Source organism: Pseudonocardia charpentierae, assembly GCF_031845345.1.
In the GTDB taxonomy this organism is placed as follows: domain Bacteria; phylum Actinomycetota; class Actinomycetes; order Mycobacteriales; family Pseudonocardiaceae; genus Pseudonocardia; species Pseudonocardia charpentierae.
The window spans coordinates 240,942-253,854 of the sequence record NZ_JAVREJ010000003.1; the positions used below are offsets into that span (position 1 = coordinate 240,942).

A 12,913-nucleotide genomic window follows, 5' to 3' on the forward strand; every position below is an offset into this window, starting at 1 on the left:
GGAATGTCAGGACCTTCCAGCGGACCTGCCAGTGCGATGCAGCTGCGCGGCCAGCTCCCGGCGGGAGGAGACGCCGAGCTTGGCGTAGATGTTGCTCAGGTGGAACGCGACGGTCCGGCCCGTGACGAACAGCGCGGCCCCCGCCTCCTGGTTCGTGCGGCCCTCCGCGACGAGGCGGGCGACCGCGAGCTCCTGCGGAGTCAGGTCGAGGGCGCCGCCCGCGGTGGGCGGGTGCAGGCCGGCCGCCTTCAACAGCTCGTCGCACCGGTCGAGGAAGGGCCTGGCGCCCAGGCGATCGAGACGTGCGCGCGCGGTCCGCAGCAGGTCGACGGCCGGGCGCCGTTCGCCGGCCGCAAGCAGGAACCGGCCGAAGGCGATCTCGAGGCGGGCCCGGCCGAGCTCGGCGGGGACGTCCTCGGCCAGGATCATCGCGCGTTCGTAGGCCCGGCGCACCACGGTCGGAGCGGCGTGCAGCTCCGTGATCTCGCACCGCAGCCGCGCCGCCTCCACGGCGGACCAGCTGGGCGGCCGTCCCGCCACCCGCTCCTCCAGCTCCGCGAGTGCGCCGTCGGCCTCGTCGATCCGACCGAGCCCCAGCAACGCCTCGACGCGCAACGCCCGCCACGGCAGCACGCCGATCCGGTCGACCGGGTCGTGGACGGCGGGGTCGGTGTAGGCCTGCAGGGCGTCGTGCATCGCCGCGTGGTCGCCGCGGGCCTGGGCGAGCACCGCCTGCGCGGTCGCCGCATGCGCCCGGGCGCCCCACCAGGGCAGGAGCTCGGCGGCCATGGCCGCGGTCGCGACCCGTTCCTCCGCGACGTCCCATGCCCCGCGGCCTGCGGCGACATGCGCTGCGAGGGCGTTGGCGACGCCGGCACCGAGCAGCACGCCTGCGTCGCGGACCAGCGAGACGGCGAGCGCGCCGTTCGCCGCCGCCGCGTCCCAGTCGCCGAGCCGGTACTGCGCGTCGCCGAGGTGGCCGAGGACCATGATCCGGCCCTGGACGGACATCGGCGGGGCGCCGTCGCGCCCGACCGAGCCCAGGGTGGCTGCGGCCCGGCCGGCGTCGTCGGCCCACAGCGCCAGGATCCCCGACAGCGCGCGGGCCTCCTCCGCGGCGGCCGGGTCGGCCCCGGCCCGCCGCCGTGCCAGCTCCTCGTCGGCGTCGCCGTGGCGGCCTTGCACGGCCAGGCCCAGGATCTGCACGAACCGCGCCAGCGCGGCGACCTCCGGTGGGGGCTCCGGGGTCATCGCCTGCGTGGTGAGTGCGGCGGCGGGACCGGCGTCGCCCTCGATCAGCGACACCAGCGCGAGATGGGCGGTGGCGACGGCACGTCCTCCCGGGTCGCCGTCGGCGGTGTGCAGTGCCGTCGCCAGCGTCTCCCGAGCCATGTCGAACCGCCCCGTCAGCGCCTCCAGCTGGCCGAGGGCGTGGCCGAGCCCGGGCGTGGCGGGCCCGGCGCGGAGGTCGGGCTCGACGCGCAGCGCCCGGGCGAGCTCGCCACCCGCGAGCATCGCGCCGACCGCCAGGACCAGCCGCGCGGCCCGGTCCTCCGGGTCGCCGCTGAGGTCCGCGGCCGCGGTGAACCGGTCCGCCGCCTGGCGCCACCGGCGCGACCGCACCTCGGCCCGGCCCAGTGCCGTGAGTTCGGCGGCGAGTGCGGGGTCCGGCCCGATCGCGGCGGCGACCCGGTGGTCCATGCCCGCGCTGCCGCCGAGCAGCGCGGCGGCCGCCCGGTGCAGCGCGTGCCGGCGGGCCGGCGGCAGGTCGGCGTAGACCGCCGCGCGGACCAGCTCGTGCGGGAAGGCGACGTGGTGCGCGGTGCCGGTCAGCACTTCGTCAAGCAGGCCGGCCCGGACCGACTCGTCCAGCGCGGTGAGCGGATCGGGTGTGCGGGCGAGCGCGACGACGTCGGAGAGCGCGGACCGCGTCCCGAGTACCGCGGCCGCCACCACCATGTCCTGCGCGGCCCGCGACAGCTTGGCCACCCGCACCAGCACGAGCGCGGCGAACGAGCGGGGTGCGGGCAGGATCCGGGAGGTGTCGGCGAGCGCCTCGGCAGGCAGCTCGTCGAGCAGCGCCGTGGTGTGCAGCGGATGCCCGCCGGTGTGGTCGTGCAGGCGCCTGCCGGCCTCAGGGGTCAGAGCCGGGCCGCCGACCGCACCCGACAATTCGACGATGTCCTCGGCGGCGAGGCCGCCGAGCCGGACGCGGTGCAGCAGGTGGTCCTGCGTCAGCCCTCGTTCCCACCAGGCCGATTCGGGTGGCGTGTCGTCGCGGGCTGCGACCACGACCAGGACCTGGTCGCGGCGCAGCCGCCGCCCGACGAACACGAGTGCCCGGGCGGTGGCGTCGTCGACCCACTGGGCGTCGTCGACCACGATGACGACCGGCCCGGAGTCCGGCAGCCCGCCGAGCACGGTCAGCAGTTCCGCACCCACCGCGAGCGGATCCGCGTCCGCAGTGGGACCCCTGCCGAGCAGCGGACCGCGCAGGCGGTCGGGCACGTCCGCGACGAGCTGGTCCAGCACCCCGAACGGGATGCCGGTCTCGCTCTCCTCCCCGCAACCCCACAGCACGCACACGTCGGACCGGTCGCCGAGGAGCCGGCGGACCAAGGAGGTCTTGCCGATGCCGGCCGGACCGCTCAGCCAGAGGACGCGGGGCTGCCCGGACCGGACCCGGTCGAGCTCCGCGCCCATCACCGCCAGCTCGTCGGCCCGACCGACGAACGTGTCCTTGCGGGGCATGGGTTCAGTCTGGCGGCGCTGCGGCACCAGGGGAACCGGCTTCACCGCGTGGTGGCCGGCGGCCGATGCACGGCGTCGTCTCCTGGTATGTCTCCTGGTATGTCTCCTGGTATGTCTCCTGGTATGTCTCCTGGTATGTCTCCTGGTATGTCTCCTGGTATGTCTCCTGGTATGTCTCCTGGTATGCCTCCTGGTATGCCTCCTGGTATGACAGTGGTCATGGCGACCAGGGGCCCTCGCGAGCGGTTGGTGCGAAGCGCCGCTCTGCTGATGCGCGAGCGCGGGGTCGCCGGCACCGGGATGCGCGACGTGGTGGAGCACGCCGAGGCGCCGCGCGGGTCACTGCAGCACTACTTCCCGGGCGGCAAGGAGCAGTTGCTGGTCGAGGCGATGGCGTGGATGGCGGAGCGGGCCGCGCGACCGCTGCGCGCCGCGGCGACCGCGCCGGAGCCGCCGCCGGCACGCGAGGTGGTCCGGGGCGTTCTCGACCGGTTCCGGGAACTGCTCGCCCTGACCGGGTTCCGGGGCGGCTGCCCGCTCGTCGCCGGAGTGACCGACGCCGCGTGGGAGAGCCCGGCGGTCGCCCGCGCCGCGCAGGAGGGCTTCGCGACGTGGCTCGCCCCGCTGCAGCAGGCGCTGGAGCGTGGGGGAGTGCCGGCGCACCGGGCCCCGCGCATGGCGTTGCTCGTCGTCAGCGCGGCGGAGGGGGCGCTCGTCATCTGCCGGGCCCGCGGTGACCTCAGCGCGCTCGACGCCGTGCAGGACGAGCTCGACGCCCTGCTGAACGTTTGATCACGCCCGGTCCGCCGTCCCGTTCGCCGTCCGGTCCTCCAGCGCGCGCACGACGGCGACCATGTCGCCACCGCCGTGGCCCAGAGCCACGGTCTCGGCGAACAGCGCATGGCAGGCGTCCAGCACCGGGGTGGCGATCCCCGCCGCGCGGGCCGCGTCCGCGATGAGGGCGTTGTTCGTCAGCACGTCCGCGGCGGCGGCCTGCGCCGTCAGGTCGTCGGCCAGCAGCTTGGCCGTCTTCACCCGCGAGATCGGGCTCGCCATCTGGCCCCCGTCGACGACCTCGCGGAACGTCCGCAGATCCAGGCCCTGCGCCCGGGCGAAGTGGTGCGCCTCGGCGAGCCCGGTGACCGTGGTGATCAGGAAGATGTTCACGGCCAGCTTCATCAGCAGCCCGCTCGGGACGGGACCGCAGACCACCGTCTGGCGGCACATCGGACCCAGGAGCGGCCGGATCCGTGCGACGGACTCGGGGACACCGGCGAGCATCGCGACCAGCTCGCCCGCCTCGGCAGGCACCCGCGAGCCCGACACCGGCGCCTCGACGTACCGGGCGCCCGCAGCGGCGAGGTCGTCGGCCAGCCCTCGGGAGTACTGCGGGGACGTCGTGCCCATGAGCACGACGGTGCGCCCCGCGACCAGCGCGGCGAATCCCGGTGTGCCGCGCTGCAGGACGGCGTCGACGGCAGAGGCGTCCGCGAGCATGAGCACGACCACCTCCGCCGTCCCGAACACCTCCGCGGGGTCGGCCGCGACGTGCGCGCCCAGTGCGCGCAACGGCTCGGCGCGCCCGGCCGTGCGGTTCCACACCACGAGCGGCGTCCCGGCCCGGGCCAGGTTGAGGGCCATCGGCAGCCCCATCAGGCCGAGTCCCACGAAACCGACGCGCACGGGCACCTCCGACGCCTCCGCAGCACTCCGGCCGCTCCTACCATGCTCCTACTATGACGACTGTCATAGTGCATCACGCCCCGGATTGCCGTACGACCCTTCTATGACAACTGTCATAGCCGAACCGGTGGTCGTGTCCCACGACGTCACGGCCGACCAGGTGCGTGTACTGGTCGGCGACTGCTCGCCGGAGACGTTGCGGCGCCGGTTCTTCCTGCCTGCCGCGCTGGAGGCCGGCGAGGTGTTCCGGCGCTATCGGCGCTTCCTGCTGATCGGGCCGCCGTCGGGGGCGTCGGTCCTCGCGACGGTCGGGAGCAGGCCCGTGGGCCTGCTCAACCTGGTGGCCGTCGGGGACCGGCTCGTCGAGGTCGGCCTCCTCGTGGCCGATCCGTGGCAGCGGCGCGGCATCGCGACGCACCTCCTCGCGAGCGAGCTGGCCCGGCCCCGGTGGGCAGGATGGACCGTCCGGGCGACGGTGCAGGCCGACAACCAGGCCGCCCGTCGGCTGCTGTTCGACCCGCTGCGGGGACGCCCTCGTCGCAGCACGGCCGGCGGTGCGGAGCTGACCGTCGAGGTCGTCGTGCCCGAGGCTCGCCGCTGAGCCTGTCCCGTCGCGCGCCACCAGGGGACGGGCCGTCGGTGCAATGTCCGGACGACCGGTCGCCGCTCCCAGCGCGTGGACGACTCCGCAGCATCCGTTGCGCATCACGCCGCGGCGAAGCGAGGATCGCCGTCATGGCCGCCGGGTTCCTTCTCGTGGAGCGTCTCCACGTCGACCTGTGCCGCCTGCAGTCCGCGGCGCTCTGTCGCTGACGGCCCCCCGCGCGCGACGCCGCCGGCCGGACCGAACCTCCCCTCTCCCCAGTTCGCAGAGCGACCGGGCGACGGCGCATGCCGCTGCCCGGGAACGGAGTACTCCCATGACCAGCACGCTGGATCGCCCGATCACCACCTCGACCGCGGTCGAGCTCGACATCGACCGGCTCGGACCGGGTTTCGGCGCCGAGGTGCGCGGCCTGGACCTGGCCAGCGCGGACGACGAGACGGTCGCCGCGGTCCGGCAGGCGCTGACGGACCACAAGGTGCTGTTCTTCCCCGGCCAGCAGCTCGACCCCGACAGCCAGGTGGCGCTGGGCAACCGGATGGGCCGCCTCACGGTGTCGCATCCGGTGGTCCCCGGGATCGACGACGCCCACCAGGAGATCTACGCCCTCGACAGTGCGGACAACGGGTTCGCCGACATGTGGCACACCGACGTCACCTTCGTGAAGCGGCCGCCGCTGGGCTCGATCCTGCGCGCGGTGACGCTGCCCCCGCACGGCGGCGACACCAACTGGGCCGACCTCGAGCTGGCGTTCGCGTCGTTGTCCGAGCCCGTGCAGCGGCTGGCCGAGCAGCTGACGGCGGTGCACGACGGCACCCGCGAGTTCGGTTACTACCTGGCCCAGCGTCGCCAGGGCGAGGGTTCGCTGTGGGAGGGGGAGCGGTTCACGCGGCTGGAGCCGATGGCGCACCCCGTCGTCCGCGTGCACCCCGAGACCGGGCGCAAGTCGCTGTTCGTTAACCCGGGCTTCGTCAGCCATATCGACGGCGTGTCCGACGCCGAGAGCCGCCACCTGCTCGACCTCTTCTACGCCCACATCACCAAGCCCGAGCACATCGTCCGGCACCGCTGGCAGCCCGGCGACGTCGCGATGTGGGACAACCGCGCGACGGTGCACTACGCCAACCGTGACTACGGCACCGCCCGCCGCGTCATGCACCGGATCACCCTGCGTGGTGACGAGCCGGTGGGAGTCGACGTCCTGCGCTAACGTCCCGCACCATCTCCGACCCGTCTGGGCACCCCGGCGCCGGCGGATCGACGAAAGGACTCGACGATGATGGGCCTGCTCCGCCGACACCGGACCGGTGTCGCGCTCTCCGCTCTGCTCACGGTCGGCATGGCGCTCACCGCCTGTGGCGGCGGCTCCTCCTTCTCGGGAGGGACGTCGTCGGGCTCCGGAGGCACCTCGGGCTCCGCGGGCGCGGGGGTCGCGGTCAAGGCGGCGGAGTTCCCGTGGAGTGCCGCCAAGCTGACGAACGTCATCCTCACCGAGGTGGCCACGCAGCACCCCGAGCTGGGCGTTTCGCAGATCGAACCGACGACGCTCGGCCCGGCGCCCGCGTGGGCCGGTGGCCAGCGCGGCGACCTCGACCTGTTCTCCGAGGTCGCGCTGCCCAACCAGCAGGAGCTGGCGGACAAGGCCAAGGACAAGGTCTCCCTGGTCCACCAGACCTACGGCGACGCGCAGCAGGGCTGGTTCGTCCCGACCTACGCGACCGAGCCCGGGCAGCCGCTGGCCGGGCTGACGAGCGTCACACAGCTCAACGACTACGCCGCCCCGTTGAACAACAAGCTGGTGGACGCCGACCCGAGCTTCATCACCACGCAGCAGAACGCCAAGCGGCTGCAGGGCTACGGGCTCAAGCTGGAGCAGGTGGCATCCAGCGAGGCCGCGCAGCTCGCCGAGCTGCGCCGCGCCTACCAGGCCAAGGAGCCGATCCTGGTCTACCTTTACCACCCGCACTGGGTGTTCGCCGAGTTCCAGATGACCCAGCTCCAGGAGCCGACCCCGTACTCGCCGGACTGCTTCACCACCGGCAACGGGGCGTGCGCGATGCCCGCCTACTCCGCGTGGACGGCGGCCAGCACCAAGGTGCAGCAGGACGCGCCGAAGTTCTACGCGATGCTGCAGAAGTTCGAGATCCCGGTGCCGGACATGGAGGGCATGCTCAAGAGCGTCGACGTCGACAAGAAGGACGCCACGGCGGTCGCGAAGGAATGGCTCGCCGCGAACCCGCAGAAGGTGCAGGAGTGGGTGGCGACGACCTGACCACGATCGGGATCACGACGCGCGAGCCGTCCCGTACTCCGCCCCGTACTCCGCGCTGTGTAGTGACCGGTGGAGTCGCCGGAGCGTCCTGATCCGGGTCGGGCCGATGCTGCCGACGGGCAGCCCGGTGCGTCGCGACACCTCGTCGTAGCTGCGGGGCGGCTGGTAGAAGAGCTCGTCGACGAGGAGCCGCTGCCGGCCGGTCAGCTCGGCGGCGGCGCGCCGGACCGCGGCCCGGGTCTCGGCGAGGACGACGACGTCCTCCGGAGAGGGATCCGGTGTCGCGATGTCGTCGCCCGCCGACTCGGTCGCCACCTCGGGCCGGGACTTGCGGATCAGCGTCAGCGCCTCGCGCCGCGCGGTGGTTGCGAGCCAGCCGGCGAGCTTCTCGGGATCGCGGATGGTCGCGGCGTAGGCGAAGAGCCGCAGCCAGGTGTTCTGCGCGACGTCCGCGGCGTCGGACTCCTGGAGCCGGAACTCGGCCGCGACCGACCTGATCAGCCGGGAGTAGCGGTCGATCAACTGCTCCCAGGCCGATCGATCGCCGCGTCGCGCCGCGAGGAGAAGGTCCGCGACGTTGCACCGGTGACGACTGTCGGCGTGCGTCGACATCTGCGACTCCCTCGCTCGATTTCTGCTTCCTGCCGCTCTGTGCTGCGGAAGTGTCCGGCCGGGGCGTGGCGGCGAGCGAGGGTGACGACCCCAGAAACGGGGGACGGCGCCCCCGGGAAAAGGTAGGGACCGCCCTACCGGGACGACGGTTACGGTCGACGACGTGAGTGATCTGTTAGGTGAGCCGGGCGCTCCGCGGGCCCGGCTGCGTGAGCTGCTGGCCGGCCCGGAGCCCGTCGTCGCGCCGGGGGCCTACGACGCCCTCTCGGCCCGGCTCGTCGAGCAGGCCGGGTTCGGCGTCGTCTACATGACGGGCTTCGGCTCCACGGCCTCGTTGATCGGCCGGCCCGACGTGGGGTTGCTGACCGGTACGGAGATGATCGACAACGCCCGCCGGATCGTCGCGGCCGTCGACGTCCCGGTGATTGCCGACGCGGACACGGGCTACGGCAACGCGGTCAACGTGGTGCGGACCGTGCAGGGCTACGAGCAGGCCGGCGTCGCGGGGATCCACCTGGAGGACCAGGTGATGCCCAAGAAGTGCGGACACATGAGCGGCAAGGCCGTGATCGGCGTCGACGAGATGGTCGGCAAGATCCGGGCCGCCGTCGAGGCCCGCCGCGACCCCGACCTCCTCCTGATCGCCCGCACCGACGCCGCGGCGGTGGACGGGCTGGCCGCCGCGATCACCCGTGGCCGTGCCTACGCCGACGCCGGTGCCGATCTGCTGTTCGTCGAGGCGCCGACCAGCGAGGACGACATCGCGACGGTCGCGGCCGAACTGCACGGGGTGGCCCCGCTGGTGTTCAACTGGGCCGAGGGCGGCCGCACGCCCCCGCTGTCCCTCGATCGGATCAGCGAGCTCGGCTTCTCGCTCGTGCTCTTCCCGATCGGCACCCTGCTCGCCGCCACGGCGGGGATCCGCGCACTGCTCGCGACGCTGCGCACCGACGGCACCCCGGCGGCCGCCCTGCCCGGCCTGCCGACGTTCGACGGTTTCACCGACCTGATCGGCCTGCCGGAGATCCGCGACCTGGAGCGGCGCTTCGGCACGCCCTGACCGGTGGGCCGGTCAGCCGGTCCGGTCCGCGGACGCCGTCCCCACCGCGTCCGCCGGGCCGTTGTCATCGGTGCCGTTGCCCCGCTCCTCCAGCTCGATGACGTGCAGCACCGCGTTGATCAGCGCGAGGTGGGTGAAGGCCTGCGGGAAGTTGCCCAGGTGCTGACCGCTGTGGGGGTCGATCTCCTCGGCGTAGAGCTCCAGCGGCCCGGCGAACGACAGCAGCTTGGCGCACAGTTTGCGGGCCTTGCTCACCTCGCCGATCTCGCACAGGGCCGAGACCAGCCAGAACGAGCAGATGGTGAACGTTCCCTCCTCGCCGCTGAAGCCGTCGTCGGTCTCCTCCACCCGGTAGCGCAGCACCAGGCCGTCGACGGTCAGCTCGTTGCGGATCGCCATCACGGTGGCGCGGATCCGGGGGTCGTCCGACGGCAGGAAGCGCACCAGCGGGGCCAGCAGGAGCGACGCGTCGAGCGCCGGACTTCCGTAGTACTGCGTGAGGACGCCGCGGTCGTCCACGCCGTGGGCGAGGATGTCGTCCTTGATCTCCTCGGCGGCGAGGCGCCACTCGGCGGCCTTGCTCTCCTCGCCCATCGTCACGGCGAGCCGGGCGCCCCGGTCGACGGCGACCCAGCACATGATCTTCGACGACGTGAAGTGCTTCAGCTCTCCGCGTACCTCCCAGATGCCGGCGTCGGGCTCGCGCCAGTGCTTGAGCGCCTCGCCGACCTGCTTCTGCAGGATCGGCCACATCCGGTTGTCGAGGTGGTCGATCGCCTTGGTGTGCAGGTAGACCGAGTCGAGCAGAGCGCCCCAGACGTCGTGCTGCTGCTGGGCGTACGCGGCGTTGCCGATCCGGACCGGCCGCGAGCCGGCGTACCCGGGCAGGTGGTCGAGCTCCGACTCGACGAGCTCACGCTCGCCGCCGATGCCGTACATGATCTGCAGGTGGTCGTGCTTCCCGGCGATGTCGGCGATGAAGGAGAAGAAGTCGACGGCCTCCCAGTCGAAGCCGAGGGAGTGCATGCCCCACAGGGCGAAGGTGGCATCGCGGATCCAGGTGAAGCGGTAGTCGTAGTTGCGGTCGCCGCCCGGTGTCTCGGGCAGTGACGTGCTGCCCGCCGCGACCAGGGTGCCCGTCGGTGCGTAGGTGAGCCCCTTGAGCGTCAGCGCACTGCGCTGCAGGTAGCTGCGCCACGGGTGGTCGGGGAACCGGCCGCGCGCCAGCCAGTGCTGCCAGTGGTGGGCGGTCCAGACCTGCTTCTTGTAGGCCTCGTCGAAGGTCGTGGGCGGCACGGCACCGCCCCACGAGAGCGCGACGAACCGGACCTGGCCCTCCTTGAGCAGGGTCCGCGCGGTGGCCTGCCCGCCCTCGAACCCCAGCCGCATGTCGGTGGTCAGGGTCAGCTCGACGTCGTCGCCCTCGGCGGTCGCCGTCGCCTGGTGGTAGCTCGTGCCGGTGTACTCCCAACGGACGTGCGCGCGGCCGTAGTCGAGCACCGGCTCGCAGTCCATCACGGTCTGCACCTCGCCCGACACGCACCGGATCGTGCGCAGCAGGATGTGCTCGGCCTCGTAGTCGTTCGGCGTGCGGTGGTAGGTGACGGAGCGGTCGTCGTCGTGGTGCCACGGGCCGATCAGGAGCGCGTCGCGCACGACGATCCAGCCGGTCGGGGTGCCCCAGCTCGTCTCCAGGATCATCGTCCCGGGCAGGTAGCGGCGGTCCGACGGCACGGTGACGTCCAACGGCGCGATCCGGAACGCTCCCGCCTGCCTGCCGAGCAGTCGGCCAAAGGCGCTCGGCGAGTCGAAGCGCGGTATGCACATCCAGTCGACGGAGCCGCCGGGGGCGACGAGCGCCGACACCTCGCCGTCGCTGAGGAACCCGTAGTCGCCGATCGGCACCGCCCGGGAGCGGTCGACCGGACTGGTGAGCCGGTCGCTCTTCGCCTTCTTCTTCGCCACCCGTGCAGCATCCCTGTTTGCGGACGAGGAGTGGTACCGCGAGCGGATCGTCAGCCGGATCGGTGACCGACCGACGACCCGCCCGCGGGTCGTGGACGCCTCAGAAGCTCGCCTTCGGCACTCCCTGACCGGGGTCGACCTGGTGGGGGCCGTTCTTGCCCGGCCGGACGTCGAAGTCGAAGATCTCCGTCGGCAGGTAGACCGTCGAGCAGGAGTTCGGGATGTCGACGACGCCGGAGAGCCTGCCCTCGATCGGCGCGGCGCCCAGGATCATGTAGGCCTGGATGGGGCTGTAGCCGAACTTCGTCAGGTAGTCGATCGCGTGCAGGCAGGCCCGCTGGTACGACAGGTGCGAGTCGAGGTAGCGCTGCTCGCCGTCGAGCGTCACCGACGTCCCGGAGAACGCCAGCCACTCGCTGTATTGCGGGTCCGTCCGGCCCGGCATGAAGATCGCGTTCTCGGAGACGCCGTAGGTCTCCATGCCGCCCTTGATCAGGTCGACGTGCAGGTCCATGAACCCGCCCATCTCGATCGCGCCGCAGAACGTGATCTCGCCGTCGCCCTGGGAGAAGTGCAGGTCGCCCATCGACAGCTTCGCGCCCGGCACGAAGACCGGGTAGAAGACCCGCGTCCCCTTGGTCAGGTTCTTGATGTCCTGGTTGCCGCCGTTCTCCCGCGGCGGTGCAGTGCGGGCGGCCTCGCGGGCGGCGCGGTCGAAGTCGGCGCCGCTGAGGCTGCCGAGGATCGCCGAGTCCGGCAGCGGCGGCAGGGCCAGTGGCGGCACCCGCTGCGGGTCGGTGTCGATCAGCGCCTGCTCGCGCGCGTTCCAGCGGGCGAGCAGCTCGGCGGACGGGGCGGTGCCCATCAGGCCCGGGTGCACGATGCCGGTGAACGAGACGCTCGGGACGTGCCGCGAGGTCGCCACGCCACCCCGGAAGTCCCAGATCACCTTGTACGCGTCGGGGAACTGCTCGGTGAGGAAGCCGCCGCCGTTCTCCGTGGCGAACACCCCGGTGTAGCCCCAGCCCTGGCCGGCCAGCGGCCCGGAGTCCTCCTGCGGGATCGGGCCCACGTCGAGGATGTCGACGATGAGCAGGTCGCCGGGCTCGGCGCCCTCCACGGCGATCGGGCCGCTCAGCACGTGCACCCCCGGCAGCGGGGCGTTCAGGATGTCCTCGGCGGAGTCGTCGTTGTGGATCGCGCCGTCGAACCACTCCCGGCAGTCCACCCGGAAGACGTCGCCGGGCTTGACGTGGACCTGCGCGGGGATGTCGGGATGCCAGCGGTTGTGGCCGACGATGGCCTGGTCGGTGAACTTCTTCGACGAGTCGAGAGGGAAGACGACCTCGGGCATGGAGATGTTCTCCGTCCTGGTCGGGGCGTCGCTGCCCGGACCTCTGGAGTTGATATCGGTCGCCAGCTTGGTGGGTGTCTCGGAATCGCGTCAAGGGATCTCTGTCCCGGCCGGGCCGGATCGGACGGCGTCGGCGTAGAGCGGGCCGGGGTCGACGCCCACCGAGGTGAAGTTGCCGGTGATCTCCAGCGAGGCCAGCCCGTGCAGGAGTGCCCAGATCGCGAGCGCCGTTTCCGCCCGGTCCGCGGCCGGCGTCGAACGGTTGGTCGTGTTGTCGCGGCTGGGCAGTGTCGCCGACTCTCCCGTCCGGTTCCTGCGCTACCACGCCGCCGTCGAGCAGCACGTGCGCGACAGCGGGCTGGACTTCACGTTCCTGCGGCCCAACCTGTACTTCCAGGGCCTGTTCGCGGTGGCGGGCAGCATCGTCGGGAACGGAGTGCTCCCGCTCCGATCGGCGGTGCGCGAGGTTCTTCCCCCGTGACAGGTCGACGGCCTGCGCGAGGACTACGCCCACTACCGCCGGGGTGAGGCGAGCGAGGTCACCGACGTCGTCGACACGGTCGTGGGGCGGCCGGCGATCTCCTTCGCACAGTTCGTCCACGACTACGCCGA

The 12,913-nt window shown here is 72.5% G+C and carries 12 protein-coding genes; 6 read left to right on the forward strand and 6 right to left on the reverse strand.

Features of this window, described 5'->3' with window-relative positions:
* Positions 1-6 precede the first annotated feature (6 nt).
* On the reverse strand, positions 7-2,751 hold the full coding sequence (locus tag RM445_RS06615) for a helix-turn-helix transcriptional regulator (RefSeq protein WP_311555174.1): 2,745 nt from the start codon (positions 2,749-2,751) through the stop codon (positions 7-9).
* A gap of 219 nt (positions 2,752-2,970) precedes the next feature.
* Here RM445_RS06615 and RM445_RS06620 point away from each other — a divergent pair, with 219 nt between their 5' ends.
* Positions 2,971-3,543, forward strand: a complete 573-nt coding sequence (locus RM445_RS06620) for a TetR/AcrR family transcriptional regulator (RefSeq protein ID WP_311555175.1) — start codon at positions 2,971-2,973, stop codon at positions 3,541-3,543.
* Here RM445_RS06620 and RM445_RS06625 read toward each other — a convergent pair whose 3' ends face one another.
* A complete protein-coding gene (locus RM445_RS06625; RefSeq protein ID WP_311555433.1) occupies positions 3,544-4,434 on the reverse strand; it encodes an NAD(P)-dependent oxidoreductase in 891 nt (296 codons plus the stop codon).
* A gap of 103 nt (positions 4,435-4,537) precedes the next feature.
* Between RM445_RS06625 and RM445_RS06630 the strand changes: the two genes are divergently transcribed.
* The 3 genes from RM445_RS06630 (at position 4,538) to RM445_RS06640 (ending at position 7,310) form a co-directional block, all read left to right on the forward strand.
* Positions 4,538-5,035, forward strand: a complete 498-nt coding sequence (locus tag RM445_RS06630; RefSeq protein ID WP_311555177.1) for a GNAT family N-acetyltransferase — start codon at positions 4,538-4,540, stop codon at positions 5,033-5,035.
* Between the two features lie 319 nt (positions 5,036-5,354).
* Positions 5,355-6,248 carry a TauD/TfdA dioxygenase family protein gene (locus RM445_RS06635; RefSeq protein WP_311555178.1) on the forward strand — a complete coding sequence of 298 codons (894 nt, stop codon included), beginning with the start codon at positions 5,355-5,357 and terminating at the stop codon, positions 6,246-6,248.
* 66 nt (positions 6,249-6,314) lie between these two features.
* A complete protein-coding gene (locus RM445_RS06640) occupies positions 6,315-7,310 on the forward strand; it encodes a glycine betaine ABC transporter substrate-binding protein (protein WP_311555179.1) in 996 nt (331 codons plus the stop codon).
* Positions 7,311-7,322: 12 nt separating this feature from the next.
* Here the strand turns inward: RM445_RS06640 and RM445_RS06645 are convergent, their stop codons facing one another.
* Positions 7,323-7,922 carry an RNA polymerase sigma factor gene (locus RM445_RS06645; RefSeq protein WP_311555180.1) on the reverse strand — a complete coding sequence of 200 codons (600 nt, stop codon included), beginning with the start codon at positions 7,920-7,922 and terminating at the stop codon, positions 7,323-7,325.
* Between the two features lie 163 nt (positions 7,923-8,085).
* Between RM445_RS06645 and RM445_RS06650 the strand changes: the two genes are divergently transcribed.
* Positions 8,086-8,982: an isocitrate lyase/PEP mutase family protein gene (locus RM445_RS06650; RefSeq protein WP_311555181.1), complete on the forward strand. Its 897-nt coding sequence runs from the start codon at positions 8,086-8,088 to the stop codon at positions 8,980-8,982.
* Positions 8,983-8,994: 12 nt separating this feature from the next.
* Here the strand turns inward: RM445_RS06650 and RM445_RS06655 are convergent, their stop codons facing one another.
* From RM445_RS06655 to RM445_RS32310, 3 genes are all read right to left on the reverse strand, one after another.
* Complete coding sequence (locus RM445_RS06655) at positions 8,995-10,947, reverse strand: glycoside hydrolase family 15 protein (protein ID WP_311555182.1); 1,953 nt, start codon at positions 10,945-10,947, stop codon at positions 8,995-8,997.
* Positions 10,948-11,047: 100 nt separating this feature from the next.
* Positions 11,048-12,301 carry a formamidase gene (gene fmdA / locus RM445_RS06660; RefSeq protein WP_311555183.1) on the reverse strand — a complete coding sequence of 418 codons (1,254 nt, stop codon included), beginning with the start codon at positions 12,299-12,301 and terminating at the stop codon, positions 11,048-11,050.
* A 90-nt stretch (positions 12,302-12,391) separates the two neighbouring features.
* Positions 12,392-12,520, reverse strand: a complete 129-nt coding sequence (locus RM445_RS32310; RefSeq protein ID WP_397469251.1) for a TetR-like C-terminal domain-containing protein — start codon at positions 12,518-12,520, stop codon at positions 12,392-12,394.
* Here RM445_RS32310 and RM445_RS06665 point away from each other — a divergent pair.
* Positions 12,480-12,782 (forward strand): SDR family oxidoreductase, encoded by a 303-nt coding sequence (locus RM445_RS06665; RefSeq protein WP_311555184.1) that lies wholly within the window; start codon positions 12,480-12,482, stop codon positions 12,780-12,782. The genes RM445_RS32310 and RM445_RS06665 overlap by 41 nt on opposite strands.
* Positions 12,783-12,913 lie beyond the last annotated feature (131 nt).